Origin of the sequence: Anaerococcus faecalis (genome assembly GCF_013371425.1) — a bacterium.
GTDB classification, from domain to species: domain Bacteria; phylum Bacillota; class Clostridia; order Tissierellales; family Peptoniphilaceae; genus Anaerococcus; species Anaerococcus porci.
This window is the reverse complement of record NZ_JABVBA010000005.1, coordinates 40596-55145: the sequence shown is the minus strand read 5'-3', so window position 1 is coordinate 55145 and position 14550 is coordinate 40596. Positions and strand designations below refer to the sequence as shown.

The 14550-nt window shown below is 33.1% G+C and carries 19 protein-coding genes; all 19 read right to left on the bottom strand.

Translation table 11 applies throughout. The annotated features are described in order from the left end of the window. Positions 1 to 8: 8 nt before the first annotated feature. The 19 genes from HV819_RS05945 to HV819_RS05855 all read right to left on the bottom strand — a co-directional run bounded on the left by HV819_RS05945 (position 9) and on the right by HV819_RS05855 (position 14547). The gene (locus HV819_RS05945; RefSeq protein ID WP_154540036.1) at positions 9 to 860 is read right to left on the bottom strand and encodes a MerR family transcriptional regulator; all 852 of its coding nucleotides are present in this window, start codon (positions 858 to 860) and stop codon (positions 9 to 11) included. Next, on the bottom strand, positions 844 to 1494 hold the full coding sequence (locus HV819_RS05940) for a DUF4125 family protein (RefSeq protein WP_176269725.1): 651 nt from the start codon (positions 1492 to 1494) through the stop codon (positions 844 to 846). Before HV819_RS05940 ends, HV819_RS05945 begins: the two co-directional genes overlap by 17 nt. Further along, positions 1495 to 2421, bottom strand: coding sequence for a DUF4037 domain-containing protein (locus HV819_RS05935; RefSeq protein ID WP_176269724.1), 927 nt, complete (start codon positions 2419 to 2421; stop codon positions 1495 to 1497). Beyond that, the gene (locus tag HV819_RS05930; protein WP_176269723.1) at positions 2418 to 3209 is read right to left on the bottom strand and encodes a tetratricopeptide repeat protein; all 792 of its coding nucleotides are present in this window, start codon (positions 3207 to 3209) and stop codon (positions 2418 to 2420) included. The genes HV819_RS05935 and HV819_RS05930 overlap by 4 nt, the downstream gene beginning before the upstream one ends. A gap of 11 nt (positions 3210 to 3220) precedes the next feature. Next, complete coding sequence (gene eutM / locus HV819_RS05925; RefSeq protein WP_326831241.1) at positions 3221 to 3499, bottom strand: ethanolamine utilization microcompartment protein EutM; 279 nt, start codon at positions 3497 to 3499, stop codon at positions 3221 to 3223. 36 nt (positions 3500 to 3535) lie between these two features. Beyond that, positions 3536 to 5110: an acetaldehyde dehydrogenase (acetylating) gene (locus tag HV819_RS05920; protein ID WP_176269722.1), complete on the bottom strand. Its 1575-nt coding sequence runs from the start codon at positions 5108 to 5110 to the stop codon at positions 3536 to 3538. Between the two features lie 55 nt (positions 5111 to 5165). After that, a complete protein-coding gene (gene eutM / locus HV819_RS05915; protein WP_154540243.1) occupies positions 5166 to 5447 on the bottom strand; it encodes an ethanolamine utilization microcompartment protein EutM in 282 nt (93 codons plus the stop codon). A 147-nt stretch (positions 5448 to 5594) separates the two neighbouring features. Then, positions 5595 to 6239, bottom strand: coding sequence for a phosphate propanoyltransferase (locus tag HV819_RS05910; protein WP_176269721.1), 645 nt, complete (start codon positions 6237 to 6239; stop codon positions 5595 to 5597). Continuing rightward, the gene (locus HV819_RS05905; protein WP_176269720.1) at positions 6240 to 6560 is read right to left on the bottom strand and encodes a hypothetical protein; all 321 of its coding nucleotides are present in this window, start codon (positions 6558 to 6560) and stop codon (positions 6240 to 6242) included. Between the two features lie 11 nt (positions 6561 to 6571). After that, positions 6572 to 6841, bottom strand: a complete 270-nt coding sequence (locus HV819_RS05900; RefSeq protein WP_154540020.1) for a EutN/CcmL family microcompartment protein — start codon at positions 6839 to 6841, stop codon at positions 6572 to 6574. Continuing rightward, on the bottom strand, positions 6835 to 7128 hold the full coding sequence (locus HV819_RS05895) for a BMC domain-containing protein (RefSeq protein WP_154540018.1): 294 nt from the start codon (positions 7126 to 7128) through the stop codon (positions 6835 to 6837). Before HV819_RS05895 ends, HV819_RS05900 begins: the two co-directional genes overlap by 7 nt. After that, positions 7118 to 7954, bottom strand: coding sequence for an ethanolamine utilization protein EutJ (eutJ, locus tag HV819_RS05890; protein WP_176269765.1), 837 nt, complete (start codon positions 7952 to 7954; stop codon positions 7118 to 7120). The genes HV819_RS05895 and eutJ overlap by 11 nt, the downstream gene beginning before the upstream one ends. Before the next feature lie 4 nt (positions 7955 to 7958). Continuing rightward, the gene (locus HV819_RS05885) at positions 7959 to 8483 is read right to left on the bottom strand and encodes a cobalamin adenosyltransferase (protein ID WP_176269719.1); all 525 of its coding nucleotides are present in this window, start codon (positions 8481 to 8483) and stop codon (positions 7959 to 7961) included. Further along, a complete protein-coding gene (locus tag HV819_RS05880; RefSeq protein WP_176269718.1) occupies positions 8471 to 8926 on the bottom strand; it encodes a EutP/PduV family microcompartment system protein in 456 nt (151 codons plus the stop codon). Before HV819_RS05880 ends, HV819_RS05885 begins: the two co-directional genes overlap by 13 nt. Then, complete coding sequence (locus tag HV819_RS05875; RefSeq protein ID WP_154540012.1) at positions 8923 to 9261, bottom strand: BMC domain-containing protein; 339 nt, start codon at positions 9259 to 9261, stop codon at positions 8923 to 8925. Before HV819_RS05875 ends, HV819_RS05880 begins: the two co-directional genes overlap by 4 nt. An 8-nt stretch (positions 9262 to 9269) precedes the next feature. Continuing rightward, on the bottom strand, positions 9270 to 10232 hold the full coding sequence (gene cutD, locus HV819_RS05870; RefSeq protein ID WP_176269717.1) for a choline TMA-lyase-activating enzyme: 963 nt from the start codon (positions 10230 to 10232) through the stop codon (positions 9270 to 9272). 20 nt (positions 10233 to 10252) lie between these two features. Next, positions 10253 to 12802 (bottom strand): choline trimethylamine-lyase, encoded by a 2550-nt coding sequence (gene cutC, locus HV819_RS05865; protein WP_176269716.1) that lies wholly within the window; start codon positions 12800 to 12802, stop codon positions 10253 to 10255. 8 nt (positions 12803 to 12810) lie between these two features. After that, the gene (locus HV819_RS05860; protein ID WP_176269715.1) at positions 12811 to 14244 is read right to left on the bottom strand and encodes an aldehyde dehydrogenase family protein; all 1434 of its coding nucleotides are present in this window, start codon (positions 14242 to 14244) and stop codon (positions 12811 to 12813) included. A 12-nt stretch (positions 14245 to 14256) separates the two neighbouring features. Beyond that, positions 14257 to 14547: a BMC domain-containing protein gene (locus HV819_RS05855; protein ID WP_154540004.1), complete on the bottom strand. Its 291-nt coding sequence runs from the start codon at positions 14545 to 14547 to the stop codon at positions 14257 to 14259. Positions 14548 to 14550 lie beyond the last annotated feature (3 nt).

Genomic DNA, 14550 nt, shown 5'->3' with positions numbered 1-14550 from the left:
GTTCTCCTTTAATTTACTTTCATTTCTATCGGTATAAGTATTTCTGTTAAGTACTGGCTCTTATCCCTAAAGGTCCATGTATCCACAACAAATCTTTCTATGGATGAACCCTTTAATTTGTACCTATAGCTTTTGCTCCATTCTATGAGCTTTTTGTAGGATTTCTTTATATTATTATATGGTCCAAAGTGGTAAACTGATGCATAAAATCCCTTTTCTCTTTTGAATATATGGTTTCTATTTTCAATATCTTTCACAGTTTTTTGGATGTAGATTGCATCAATATCTCTATTTTCATCTTCATGTTTTATCCTATCTACAAAGGAGGAAAAATAAAACATGACTGCGCCTGTAATCTTGTTATTTTCTTCTTTTACAAAGTTTGTATAATCAAGACTTAGGATAGATTTTTCGTAATTGTAGTCAAAGTCAAATGGATAAGCTATAAACTCTTCTTCTTCGAAGTATTTAACACTTGGATTGCTATTTCCCAAGGTAAAAGCTGCTGCTGCTTCGTTTATAAGCTCATGCCAATCTTTTATTATAACTAATCTTTCCCTAAGTTTTTTTATTTCATTTTCTGTATTTTTTATAAGTTTGCTAAAGCTTTCATCTATGTCATGGTAATTTGCTTTGAAGATGAATTCTTTTATCTCATCTAGAGAAAAGTCCATAAATTGTAGGTATTTTATTATTGACATCATCATTATGGTGTCCTTATTGTAGTATCTGTAGCCATTTTCTTTGACATAGTCTGGTTTTATTATTCCTATAGACTCATAGTGTCTTAGGGTTCTTGTAGATACATCTGCAAGCTTTGATGCTTGTCCTATAGAATAAAGTTCATTTTTGTCTTTCATTTCCCACCCCATAATTCAATCTTTTATATAAATATATAGTATTTTGATATATTTTTTCAACTAAATTATGGTTTTTCATTTTTACTAACTCTTCTATTTTCCATAAGGTTTTTAGGGACATAAAAGATATCTCACATATAAAATAGTCTGTGGAAGAGATTCTTTTTGACTCACTTTTTTCTGGTCTTACTTTTTCAAGCTTATCTGGAAATTTGACTTTTTGATTTTGTAGAGCATTTTTGATAGATAAAAGTGTAGATCTTTTTACTGGTGATAAATAATTTAGACCTTTCTTTATTTTTTCAAAGTTTTTCTTATCAGTATATTCCATCATCCTAGCATACTTATCATAGATTGGATTAAATTTTTCATCTTTTGCGTAAGTCATGTTATCAAAGATTAGACTTATAAGCTCCCTATCATATGATAGGTATTGGGCAAGTCTCATTATCATAAACTCTATAGGAGAGTCTTGACATGATGCCCTTCCATTGAGTCCTTTGACTTTGTCAAATTGATCCCATTCAAAGTTTACAATAAAATTTATCTTTGCCCTAGACTCTTTGCTTATATTTTTTTCTTTATAGATTTCATCTAACTTTTCCTTATCTACATATAAAAATATATCTCTCATTTAATTTCCTTTCATAAGACTTATATTTCTAATTTGTGGATTTCTTATAGATTTTTGTACTTGCTGAGCTTGGATAAGTAAAAATGACTCATCTATCCTTGTCATATTTCTAAACTTTAATATTTCTTTTATATATATAGATAGTTTTTCGGATAAGTCTATAAGCTCTTTATAATCATTTGAAAGGATAAATTTTTCTATATCATTCATAAGCTCTTTTGGATAGTAATCTATTTGTTTTAATCTTCTTAGTCTGAGTTTATAATATGGCATATATACTTTGGCAAGTAAGAAAAGTGAACCGAATAATCCCTCTATAAATTCACTTTTTGATAAAAAAACTCCACCAATATCTTTTCTATCAAGGCTTCTTTTTAGGTTATATTGTCCGGCTTGTCCCATTTGAAATAAGTAGGCTGCAAGTTTTTTCTTTAACACATCATCTGGATAGAATTCTTTTAGGTATAATCTATATCTTGTAAAAATCTTACAATTATCAAAAAATACTTCGCCATTAGTTGCTGTCGCTAGATATGATTCTGGAATTTTAAGAAAATCAATATCTTCTATAGGAAATTTCCTAAAAGATGTGTACTTGTAATAAAATTCTTCTATAGAAAAAAGTCCCGTTCTTTTGCCAGAAGTAGCAGTCTCAATTCTTTCATATCCCATATATTTTTTAGGGATTTTCTTTAAAATTTCTTCTATTTTTCTTTGGTGCTTTATCTTATCTTCTTCTTTTAACCATATACAAAATCCCGGACCATAGTCATGGTCTTTTGAGATTTCATCATCTAGCCTAAAGTTTTCTGATCCTTCTCCAACCAAGCCTGTAGCCCAGATGTCTTCAATTTGTGGATATTCTTTTTTAAAGATAGGATAAGCTACATCATAGAAGTAGTTTTTTGATAATTCTATTGCCTTCATAAGATATCTCTTTTCCTTTTTGTCTCTTCTAGATTTCTTTCTAGAACTTTTTTGGCTGGACCTTCTCCTACTGTTTGATCGAATACTTCAATTGCTTTTTTGTAATATTTGATTGCTATATCATATTTTCCTAGTTTATAAAAGATATTAGCACAAGTTGCATAGGCATTAGCTAGATGAGGTACTTTAAGGTTATTTTTTTCATAATAGTCTATGGCAAACTTTGCATTTGTAAGGGCCTTGTTATATTCTTTTTTAAGTATTAAAATTTCTGCAAGATTTATCCTAGATACTGCAATTCTTTCCTTTTTATCTATTAAGTCTAGGGCTTTTTCTATATCAGATTCAGCTTTATCTAGGATAGATTTTGACCTATAAGCTTGTGACCTATTATTATATAGACTAGCTAGTAGATAGCCTATATCATCAAAGTTTTTGAGGATTTCTTCACATTCATCAAGCCTTTTTATGGCCTTATCGTAGTTTTTTGCTACTATATCACAGTTTCCTATATTTAAGAGAAGACTTGCATATTCTTTAGATTTTTTGCCATAGTTTTTTATAACTAAGTCAACTAATATTTTATAAATCTTATAAGCAAGGTCTGTCTGTCCCTTTACTCTAAGAAAAGATGAGAGCTCATTACCTACAAAGATAATGGCTCCTTCATCCTTTAAACTTATTGTTTTAGAGAATTCTTCTAATAGGTATATTAGGGTTTCTCTTGCTTGAGATTTATTAAACTTTTCTTTTAATTTTTCATAAAAGTTCGATAAATCATATCGCATATTTTTTATTCTTATTTTCTAGAAGGAAGAATTGTTTCTACTTCTGTGTGTGGTCTTGGAATTACATGTACTGAGATTAATTCTCCAACCCTTTGTGCTGCTGCAGCTCCTGCATCTGTTGCTGCTTTCACTGCTCCTACATCTCCTCTTACAAGAACTGTTACAAGGCCTCCACCTACATGTTCTTTTCCAACTAATGTTACATTTGCTGCCTTTACCATTGCATCTGCTGCTTCGATACTTCCTACTAAACCTTTTGTTTCAATCATTCCTAATGCTTCGTTCATTATAATTCTCCTTTATTTTTATTTTAATTTATAAACGTATTATTCACCTTTGAAGGCTTTTACTAGTGAGTCAACCATATCTTTTAATTCTTCTAGGTTAATCTCTCCTGTTTCATTAAAGTTTGAATGTTTTCTTTCTTCCTCAGTTTTACAATTGTTACATCCTGTTGAATATTCAAAGTATTTTGGTAGTCCATTATTTATTTGACTTGAGCAATTTCCATGATACTTAGCAAATATTTTGTCTTCTGCTACTACCTTATCTGCATCAATTGTCCCATATACTAGTTTTTTAAAGTTTACTAAATGCTTTGGTCCAACATTTTCAGATACACTTGAGCCACCCATTGTTCCACATCCAAGTGTTAATGCTATTGGAAGTCCCGTTGAAAGTCCAGTACCACCCATTGTTCCACCTGTATTTACTAAGATTCTACTTGCTGGTTTTATAGCAAATTTCCTTGCAATTTCCTTATCTTCTGTGTGAAGACTCATTGTGTGTCCTATACCATTTTCAAGAAGTTTAAATGATAGATCGCATGCTTCTTTCCAGTCACTTACTGTATAAAATCCTAATACTGATGTAAGTTTTTCAAATGAAAGTGGATATTCTTTACCAACTCCATATTGTTCGCCTATAAGTATTCTTGTACCTTGTGGAATTGATATTCCTGCAGCATCGGCTATTACCTTTGCACTTCTACCTACAAAGTTAGGGTTCATTGCTGTCCCATTTCTAAATAAAAGGGCACAAACTTTTTTGCATTCTTCATCATTCATGAAGTAGGCACCGGCTTGTTTAAATTCTCTTATAACTTCTTCTCTATTTGATATTTCTACTATTATTGATTGCTCTGAAGCACAGATAGTACCATTGTCAAATGTCTTTGAAGCCATTATATTTCTTACGGCCTTTTTAATATCTGCAGTTCTTTCAATATAAGCTGGTGAATTTCCTGCACCTACTCCAATAGCTGGTTTCCCAGCTGAATATGCTGCTTTTACCATTGCTGGTCCACCTGTAGCGATGATAAGTTTAACTTCATCAGCATGCATTAGGGCGTTGGTTGCATCCATAGAAAGTTTTGATAATCCTTGAACTATGTTATCTGGTGCTCCAGCCTTTACTGCTGCTTCGTTTACTATCTCAATTGCCCTGGTTGTACACTTACTAGCCTTTGGATGTGGACTAAAGATAATCGGATTTCTTGATTTTATAGCTATCATTGAATTATATAAAACAGTTGATGTTGGATTTGTTGATGGAACAATTCCCATTATTAGGCCAACTGGATCTGCTATTGTTATTACTTGACCAGCTTCATCAGCATCTACTATACCGATTGTTTGTTGGTTTTTGATTCCTTCATATAGAAGTCCGCTAGCCATGTGGTTTTTATAAATTTTATCTTCAACTTTACCAAATCCTGTTTCTTCTACTGCCATTTGTGCAAGTTCTTTTGCGTGGATTTCTCCAGCTTCTGCTATGGCTTTTATGATTCTATCAATTTGGTCAAATGTATAAGCTCTTAGTTTAAGTTCTGCTTCGTGTCCACGTCTTGCAAGGTCTCTTGCGGCTTGAATAGAAGCAAGATCAAAATCGAATTCTTGCATACTTACCTTCTTTCTATATTTTTAAATTTTTATCTATTAATTTTAAAGGTTTTTCTTATTCTTTATGAGGTAAGATTGTTTCTACTTCTGCATGTGGTCTTGGAATTACATGTACTGAGATTAATTCTCCAACTCTTTGTGCTGCTGCAGCTCCTGCATCTGTTGCTGCTTTCACTGCTCCTACATCTCCTCTTACAAGAACTGTTACAAGACCTCCACCTACATGTTCTTTTCCAACTAATGTTACATTTGCTGCCTTTACCATTGCATCTGCTGCTTCGATACTTCCTACTAAACCTTTTGTTTCAATCATTCCTAATGCGTCTAATTGTGCCATTGTTTTTATCTCCTTTTTTTCTTCTTTTTTATTTTTTGTTTTATTTGATATTTCTTTTACTTCTTCTTGAGCTTTTTTTTCGTTTTCTGTTTTTTTGTTTACAGTTTCATTTTTAGCTTGTTCTTTTTTTTCAGTCATCTAAACCCCTTATCTTATAATCTCTGCATAGTCTTTTGGGCCAAGTCCTAAGGCATTTGCCTCTTCTTGGTCAATGTGACAATCAAGGTATCCATTATCTCCTACCCTGATGCTTACATTTTCTAGAATAGCTGATCTTTGTCCACCTACTCTTATGGAAACTATGTCTCCATTTTTATAACCACGAACTCTTGCTTGTTCATTGTTAAAGTGGATATGTCTTTGGGCTACTATTACACCTTCTTTAAGTATTATGCTTCCTTTGGCTCCTATAATTGTAACTCCTGGAGTATTTTCTAAATCTCCTGAAAGTCTTAAAACAGGTTTTATTCCTAGTTTAAAAGCATCTGCCCTAAGTATTTCTACCTGACTTTGACTTCTTACAGGACCTATTATCCTTACATTTTCTATACATCCCTTCCTAGCTGCTATTGTAAGTGTTTCTTTACAAGCAAATTGACCAGGTTGTGATAGTTTTTTTATGGGTGTAAGTTCATATCCTTTTCCAAATAAGGTATCTAAGTCTTTTTGTGAAAGGTGAATATGTCTTCCTGATATACCTATAGGTATTTTGTAAAGGTCTATATTAACTTTTTCATTATTTTCTTTATAATTTTCCACTAATTTACTAAGTAACAGACTAAACTCACTCATCTATCCCAACATCCTTTCAATATCACTTTCTGATATTAGTCCTTGATTTATACCATCTTTTAGGATGTTATAGATTTGGTTTTCTGATAAAACAGCTTGGTTTTCTTTTTTATTTTCTTTATCTTTAATTTCTATATATTCTTTTTTTGTAGATTCTTTATTTTCTTCTACCTCTTTAACTGAATTAATACACTTTATTTCTATACCTAAGTCCTTACAAAGGTCCCTAGCTGCTGCAGTTATTAAGGTATTTTTATCAACAAAGATTTCTTTTTGATCCTTATTTTTCAAGACTTCTTCTTGGCTTATAAGTCTTTTCATTAAAACCTCCCTTAAAAATCGCAATCCTCATCTATTATTCCAACTATGACAGCATCAACAGGAATTTTACTATGAGATTCTTCTTCAAGGATTGCTCTTGCTGATGAACCTTGGGTTATTATAACCCTATCTCCCCTTCCTGCTCCTATAGTATCTACTGCTACAATTTTTTTATTTTTATCACTTCCGTCTAAAATTTCTACTAACATAAACTTTAAACCATTTAGTGAATCATATTTTCTTGTTGCCCATACATTGCCAATAAGTTTTGCGATTACCATATGTCTTTTTCCTTGCTTTTTTCTTCAATATTTCTAAGTGCTACCTTGACTTCTTCCATATCACCTACTATGGCAAGCATGACCATATTTTGAGGACAAGATCCTCTTACATCTGACACTTCTACACCACTAGTCTTATAAGCTATATCACAAGCTACGGTCATTTCTATCATCTTTCCTTGAACAAGTCCCATGGCTCCAGGGCTTTTATCAAATTTGAGCTTTGATCTGTTTTGTATTATATCAAGTGTTGCAGGACTTGGCGCCTTTATTAGCTTAATGTCCATTTTTATCATCCTCTATAAGTGAAAGAGCAATTCCAATTGGTGTTACAAACATTGGATTTGATGGTTTTAAAGTCCTTATACCAAGTTTTTTCTCAATATATTCTTCCATACCAGTTAAAAGTGCTGTACCACCTACAAGAACTATTTGATCTATGTCATAACCCATACAAGCATTATCAATTATTGAAATTATTTTATCTATTACAGCTCTTACCACAGGAAAGATTTCTTGATGTTTGTTGAAGTCTCTTTTTATCTCTTCTGCCTTATCAAAGTCTACCTTGTATGCCCCTGATAAAACTAAGGAAAAGTGAGTACCTCCGCTGGCCTCATCCAAAACTTTTATTACCTTATTATCCTTTATTATAGATATACCTGTTGTGCCGCCACCTATATCTACCACTGCTCCATTATCAAGTTTTAGGAGTGTATTAGCTGCACTTGGCTCATCTAGAACTTTTTCTGTTATAAAGCCTGCGGATTCTACAACATTTTTGACAGCTCCACCGTCAATGTTTTCTGTTCCTGGAGGGATTGCACATCCTGCATAGATAAGCTCATCCCCAATTTCTTCTTCAAGCTTACTTTTAAGTTTTCTTACTATGTCACAAGCTCCTATATAATCAACTACCATCCCATCCCTTACTACTTGAGCAAATTCATAAGCACCGGCTATTGGTTTTTTATCTTCATCAAAAACACAAAGTACAATAAAGGCTGTACCTAGGTCTACACCTGTGTAAAGTTTTTTGCCCTTGGATTTTTTAGGATTTTCTATTGATTTTTCGAAATCTTTTATAACTTTATTTACATTTTCTAAATTAATAAGACTATCCTCCTTTGCTTATATTTATAAACCAGGCATATAGGATTGATGATATTTTTTCTACATCATCATCATGAATTTCTTCTAGTTTTTCTATGGCCTTATTTATACTTGTAAATGCCCTTAGGTATGGACTTATGAGATCTAGCTTTATGTATATCTCAATCGCCTCATCTTTACTAATATCTGTTTGATCGATTTTAATTTCTTTTTTCTTATAAAAGTCTAAGGCATATTGATTTATTATTAAGGCAAATTCTTGATCAAATTCTCTTATATCTAGGGCAAGCTCTTTTAGAATTAGAACTTTTTTTATATACTTCTTATCTTTAAAGACTTTATCTTCAATCTTTAAATCTTCTTTCTTTTTTATAGGCTTAGGATTTTCTTCATTTATGATTTTTATCCTAAAGTCTATGAGAAATTGTCTTGCTTGAGGAGTGAGCTTGTTTCCTTTTTTTAGTAGGTATGAGTCAAAAGGGCTTTTTTTATATTGATTCCTTAATTTATCTTCTGTTATAAAAAGCATCTTTCATCCTCAATTTCTTTTATATATTTTTTTAATTTATCGACTCCCTCACCTGTTTTTAAGGATATTTCAAATCCTATTTCACTTCCTATTGAATCTTTTATCTCTCTTAGCCTATCCATGTCCTCTTTGTCATAAAGGTCGATTTTATTGATTATGGTAATGGTTTTTCTTGTAAATGTTCTGGCAAAGTTAGGTGGAATGTGGTTGTCTTTTTCATCATCAAGCATAAAAACAACTACTTTCGCTTGGTTTTGCCCGATCATTATTAAGGCATTGTTTAGGTAGGAGTTTTCTATAAAACCTTCAGGAGCTTCTATTGTCTTATCCCTATATTGAAAGTCGAGGCTTTTTTTCTTGTTTAGGTCTTTTTCTTCTATAATGGATGATAAGCTTGTTTTCCCAACCCCGTCATTTCCTATAATAAGCCACTTTAGTTTCATGATATTGTTACAGGAGACGATGTAAATTTAAGCATTCTTTCAAATGTATCTTTTACTGCTTCAAGAGATTGTCTTACACTTTCATTATCTCCTTGCAAAAGAACACATCCGTTGAACCTATCTATAAAACAAATTTCCACACACGCAGCCTTTGATGCTACATCTGCTGCTATAATTGAGCTTTCTGTGGGTGTAAGTGTCATTATTCCTATGGCATTTCCCTTGTCAAGTCCAATTTTTTCGTTAACTTGTGAATCTGGTGAAGATATTAAATGAAGTAGGGTTATTTGTTTTCCTGGTACTGATTCTTGTACTATTCTTTGTAGATTTTCCATTTTCTCACCTAATGCCTTACTAAGTTTACTTCTATATTTTCTTCGTCAATCCATTTTTGAATCCTGTCAAGTTCTTCATCTGATAATCCAAATTCCCCTTCCATTTCCTTATCCATTGGATATTCCATATCTAGTTGTCCATACTTTCCTACTCCATATCTATGGTATGGTAGAAGATCTATTCCATCAAAGTTTTTAAAGCACTTGTAGTCTTCTAGAAAGTCTACTACTGCCATTATTTCTTCTTTACTATCATTTACTCCTTTAAGAATTGGCATCCTTACTCTAACCTTATGCCCATTTTCTAAGAGATAGGCTAGGTTTCTTAGGATTCTTTCGTTATTTACTCCAGTCCAATATTTGTGTTTTACAGGATCCATTTGTTTTATATCGAATAGGAATAAGTCAACATGATCTTTTATTAAATCAAGGGATTTTTGAGACATATATCCACAAGTTTCTATGGCTGTATTTATCCCATCCATATGGCTTGCTTCAAGGAGTGATTTTAGACTTTCTGCTTGATTTGAACATTCGCCTCCTCCAACCGTAAGTCCTCCACCACTCATCAAATAAAAATCTTTGTCCTCTCTTACAATATCCATTATTTCTGATATTGTCTTATCTTCTCCAACTATTTCTATGGCATTTTGAAGGCAGGCTTTTTCGCATTTTCTACAACCTATACAAGTTATATCACGATTTATCTTATGGACTCCATTTTCCATATAGTGGATTTTCTTAGGACAAACTCCAACACAGAGGCCACAGTTTATACAAGCATTCTTCTTCATCATTACCTGGCAGTCACTTCTAAGTCCTTCTGGGTTAGAGCACCACTTACACCTAAGTGGGCAACCCTTGAAGAATATTAAAGTTCTAACTCCAGGACCATCATGGACGTTGTATTTTTGGGTATTAAAGATTCTTGCACATCTTTCAATCCCATCTTTTTTTAAATCTACATCCATCCTTAATCCTTTCTATTATCTTAGAAATGTTCTAGCATTGTACGGCTTATAATCTCGTCTTGTACGTCCTTACATAATTCTACGAAGAATGCTGAATATCCAGCTACACGAACTACTAAGTCTCTATGTTTTTCTGGATGTTTTTGTGCATCTAACATTGTTTCATTGTCTAAGTAGTTAAATTGCATTTCACCATTTCCATACATACAAGCTGTACGAAGTAGTGTAACAAGAGCATTTTCTCCTTCTTTTGAATCAAGAATTCCTTTTTGAATCTTAAAGTTGTGAACCATCCCCATATTCATTGAATCATTTGCCATTTTTGATACTGACTTAATGATTGCTGTAGGACCCTTGTAGTCTGCACCTTGAGTTGGTGATATACCATCTGAAAGTGGTGTCCATGCACCACGTCCATTAGCAGAAGCTCCTGTCATTTGACCAAATGGTGTGTTGTTTGATATTGAAAGAGTTCCGTGACAAAGTCTTGAGTAAAGTGTTTTGTATTTTGCGTGTTCTCTTTCTGTAAATGTGATTATGTCATTACAAATGTTATCAGCATAATCGTCATCGTTACCATATTTTGGTGCATCTAGGCAGTCTCTTTTGATTTGGTCATAGCCTTCAAAGTCTGCTTTAAGTGCTTGGTTTAATTCTTCTAGTGTATATTTTTTGTCATCGTATACAAGTTTTTTAATTGCTGCCATACTATCTGCATATGTTGCAAGTCCTGACCAAACTACTCCTGGTCCGAAATTATACATTGCACCACCTGCTGATACGTCCTTTCCACTTTCCATACAGCCTTCATACATGATTGACATAAGTGGCTTTGGTGCCATGTCTCTGTGTACTATTTGTGAGATTGTTGTGGCTGCTGCTGTAAGCTTTGTTATATATGAAACTTGTTCATAAACTGCTTTTTGGAATTTTTCATATGTGTCATATTGTGATAGGCTTCCAAGATCTGGTGTTACCTGTTTTCCATACCAAAGTGGAACGCCGTTGTTTAGTACAAGCTCAATTGCTATTGGCCATTGTGTATAAGATGTTGATGTCCATTGGTATAGTCTACCTGATTTTTGTGGCTCAACGCATCCCATCATACAATAGTCTCTTGCATCTTCCACACTTACACCTTTTGCAAGCATCATCTTAATATGAGTATCATCAAAGTGACAAGCCGGAAATCCCATACCACTTCTTACTACATCTACAATCTTTCTTAGATATTTTTCTGGTGATTTGGTATGAATTCTTGTTGCAAGTGATGGTTGATATACCTTTACGTGCCTTACTGCATCCATTAAAAGATATGTTAAGTCATTAGTAGCATCTCTTCCTTCTCTTGTAACACCACCTACTGTAATGTTTACGAATGGTTGGTATCCTGCAAAGAATTTAGATGAACCTTCACTTGTAAGCCACATCATCTCACTCATTTTTATAAGCATACATCCCGCAAGTTCGAACGCTTGATAGTCATTAATTCTTCCCTCTTCGATGTCAGCTTTGTAAAATGGATACATGTATTGGTCAACTCTTCCTATTGACATACCTGTTTGATTTTCTTCTACTACAAGTAGAGATTCTATTGTAAATACTGATTGAATAGCTTCCCAGAATGTTCTAGGCTTGTGAGCTGGAACATGAGCGTTAACTTCGGCTATCTTTTCGAGTTCTCTTTTTCTTTTTGGATTAGATTCTCCTCTAGCAAGTTCTTTTGCATATTCACTCATTCTCTTAGCATAGATCATTACACCTTCTGTTGTTTCTATTACTGATTTGTAGAAGTAGATTTTGTCTATATCTTCAGGATTTGAGTAGTCTAGTTTTTCTAGGTGTTCTTTTGCTTCGTTTTGGATATCAAGCATACCCTTTTTCATAAGAATTACGTCATAACCTGGGTTTGAGTCCCCACCTCCATTTATTTGATGGTAAGAACAGTCAGATACGAATGATTCTCCTGATAATTCCCATACTCCAGCATCTCTATATTTTGCCTCACAAGCTTCGTCAAGTGATCTTCCTTCCCAATATGGAAATATTATATCTTTACAATATTGCTTGTCTTCTTCTGAAATATAGAATGGATCTTGTGGTCTATCTCCTATAGTATCAAGCTCATCTCTTAGCCATCTCCATGATATATCTGGTGAGAAGGCTCCACTTCTTGGTGCTCCACATGGTGCTCCAACTATAAGCTCTTCGTCTTGGATAACTAATGGTGCTGTTTCACAACATTTTCTAAATGATTTTGCTCTAAGAATTATTTCAGGCATTCCTGGATTTTCTTTAGCAAGTTCTGTTACTATCTTTGCTCTATGTATAGTAATAGTTGGTACTTGCTTTAAGAAATTATTTTTAAGGTCTACTAGTCTTTGAGTAGGACCATCTGGAATTTCTTCTCCTTCTGATTCAAATCCTGCATTTAGGTTTTGGCTTGATTCTGTTTTTTTATTTAATTGGTCTTGTACTTTTTCAAATAATTGACGTACACTTTGTTTTTCTTCATCAGACATGTGCTCTGTAGCCATGGCTAACTTCTTAGAAAATTCTCTTAAGTCCATTTCTCCTCCTAATAATCTTTGTTTAATGAATTTAACACTTTACTAAATAAATTTTTATCTTTTTCTATTTCTTTTTTGTTTAAAAATGAGTTTATATCATCTCTATCGCATATACCAATTTCCCTAAATTTCATAAAGTGATTTGGACTAAGGGAAGTTTGGTTGCTTCCGTCTATCTTCTTAGTTGATAAGGAAAATGATATAGGTAAATTTGTTCCTATCCCTACTGAGCCAAGTCCTGTTGGCGAATTTACTAAAACTCTTGACACTGGCTTTTTCTCTATAAATTGCTCTATTACATAAGAATCGTTTGAGTAAATTGAAAGGCTTTGACCCTTTTTATCATTTAAAATTAACTCTACACATTTTTCACAGGCGTTTAACCAGTCATTTTCTATATATAAAGAAACTATAGGGTTATATTTTTCTTTTGAATAAGGACTTGTTTCTGATACGTAAGGTTTTGTAACTACAAGTATTTTTGTATCATCATCCACTTTTATCCCTGCTATATCTGCAATTTCTTTAACTGTTCTTCCTATAAGTTCTTTTCTAACCTTATGGTCTTTGTCATAGATTATCTTTTCAAGTTCCACATGCTCATCTTTTGATAAAAAGTAAGCACCATGTTTTTTAAAGCTTTCTACTGTTTTTTCATAAACATTTTCTTCAACTACTATGGATTGTTCAACCCCTGGAAGAAGACCATTATTAAAAGCCTTTGAATTTATTACTTCATAGCTTGCCTTATCAACATCACAAGACTTGTCTATAAAGACAATGTTATTTCCAACTTCTGCTTCGAAAACTTGAGCATTTTCATTTTTTATTTCTCTTTTATTATCACTTAAGATATTTTCTACAATGAAGGAAACTTTATCACTTTCATAAAGTGTTCTTTCTCCAAGTTTAGAGCCATATTCTAGTATTGATAAAGATCCCTTTGGATAGTAGAGTTCATCTTCTATCTTTATGATATCCTTAACCATCTTTGTTACTGTCTGCTTACACCTTGAATCGCTTACAATTATTACTGGATTCGCTGCTCTTGTTGCAAGATATATTGCTTGAAAACTTGTAAGGGTTGAAAGATATGGTGCTATAAAGATTAGACTTACTCCCTTTGCTAGAGCTACTTCCTTGTTATGGCCTCCTTCGACTACATCAAATATTTGAGGATAGTCCCTAAGTTCTTCATCTAAGTTATCAAGATAAAATTTAGCAAGTCTTAGTTCATCTTCACTCTTGCCATAATTTGTTTCATCAAAAGCAAGTTTTGTAAGCTTTTCCAAATTTTCCTCGTAGTATTTTTTGATTTTTCCTAGTAGATAAGCTCTTGTTTTCTTATCAACTTCTAGAAGATTTTCCCTGCTATGGTAGGCTTCTTCTAGAAGAATTCTTGCTTCTTGTACAGAAAGAAGGTCAGTATCTATAACTTTCATAATTCTCCCTTTCTATACTAAATTGTCTAAATTATATATTTCGGTTACCTTGTTAAGGTCTGGGTGAGGAGATGGTATAACTAGAGATGAATAAACTTCTGCTCCCATGGCTTCTACCGCCCTAACTCCTGCCTCAACTGCTGCTTCAACTGCTGATACGTCTCCTTTTATAAGAACTGATATATAACCACTTGCCACATTTTCGTAGCCTACTATTTCTACATCACTTGCCTTTTCCATCGCATCAGCAGCCTCAAGCACATACACTAAACCGAAAGTTTCTATACCTCCGAATGCTTGCATATT

Excerpts from the sequence above, each read along its gene's own strand:
- HV819_RS05945 (WP_154540036.1), bottom strand. The coding sequence starts at position 860 with ATGAAAGACAAAAATGAACTTTATTCTATAGGACAAGCATCAAAGCTT.
- HV819_RS05940 (WP_176269725.1), bottom strand. The coding sequence starts at position 1,494 with ATGAGAGATATATTTTTATATGTAGATAAGGAAAAGTTAGATGAAATC.
- HV819_RS05935 (WP_176269724.1), bottom strand. The coding sequence starts at position 2,421 with ATGAAGGCAATAGAATTATCAAAAAACTACTTCTATGATGTAGCTTAT.
- HV819_RS05930 (WP_176269723.1), bottom strand. The coding sequence starts at position 3,209 with ATGCGATATGATTTATCGAACTTTTATGAAAAATTAAAAGAAAAGTTT.
- HV819_RS05920 (WP_176269722.1), bottom strand. The coding sequence starts at position 5,110 with ATGCAAGAATTCGATTTTGATCTTGCTTCTATTCAAGCCGCAAGAGAC.
- eutM (WP_154540243.1), bottom strand. The coding sequence starts at position 5,447 with ATGGCACAATTAGACGCATTAGGAATGATTGAAACAAAAGGTTTAGTA.
- HV819_RS05910 (WP_176269721.1), bottom strand. The coding sequence starts at position 6,239 with ATGAGTGAGTTTAGTCTGTTACTTAGTAAATTAGTGGAAAATTATAAA.
- HV819_RS05905 (WP_176269720.1), bottom strand. The coding sequence starts at position 6,560 with ATGAAAAGACTTATAAGCCAAGAAGAAGTCTTGAAAAATAAGGATCAA.
- HV819_RS05900 (WP_154540020.1), bottom strand. The coding sequence starts at position 6,841 with ATGGTAATCGCAAAACTTATTGGCAATGTATGGGCAACAAGAAAATAT.
- HV819_RS05895 (WP_154540018.1), bottom strand. The coding sequence starts at position 7,128 with ATGGACATTAAGCTAATAAAGGCGCCAAGTCCTGCAACACTTGATATA.
- HV819_RS05885 (WP_176269719.1), bottom strand. The coding sequence starts at position 8,483 with ATGCTTTTTATAACAGAAGATAAATTAAGGAATCAATATAAAAAAAGC.
- HV819_RS05880 (WP_176269718.1), bottom strand. The coding sequence starts at position 8,926 with ATGAAACTAAAGTGGCTTATTATAGGAAATGACGGGGTTGGGAAAACA.
- HV819_RS05875 (WP_154540012.1), bottom strand. The coding sequence starts at position 9,261 with ATGGAAAATCTACAAAGAATAGTACAAGAATCAGTACCAGGAAAACAA.
- cutD (WP_176269717.1), bottom strand. The coding sequence starts at position 10,232 with ATGGATGTAGATTTAAAAAAAGATGGGATTGAAAGATGTGCAAGAATC.
- cutC (WP_176269716.1), bottom strand. The coding sequence starts at position 12,802 with ATGGACTTAAGAGAATTTTCTAAGAAGTTAGCCATGGCTACAGAGCAC.
- HV819_RS05860 (WP_176269715.1), bottom strand. The coding sequence starts at position 14,244 with ATGAAAGTTATAGATACTGACCTTCTTTCTGTACAAGAAGCAAGAATT.
- HV819_RS05855 (WP_154540004.1), bottom strand. The coding sequence starts at position 14,547 with ATGCAAGCATTCGGAGGTATAGAAACTTTCGGTTTAGTGTATGTGCTT.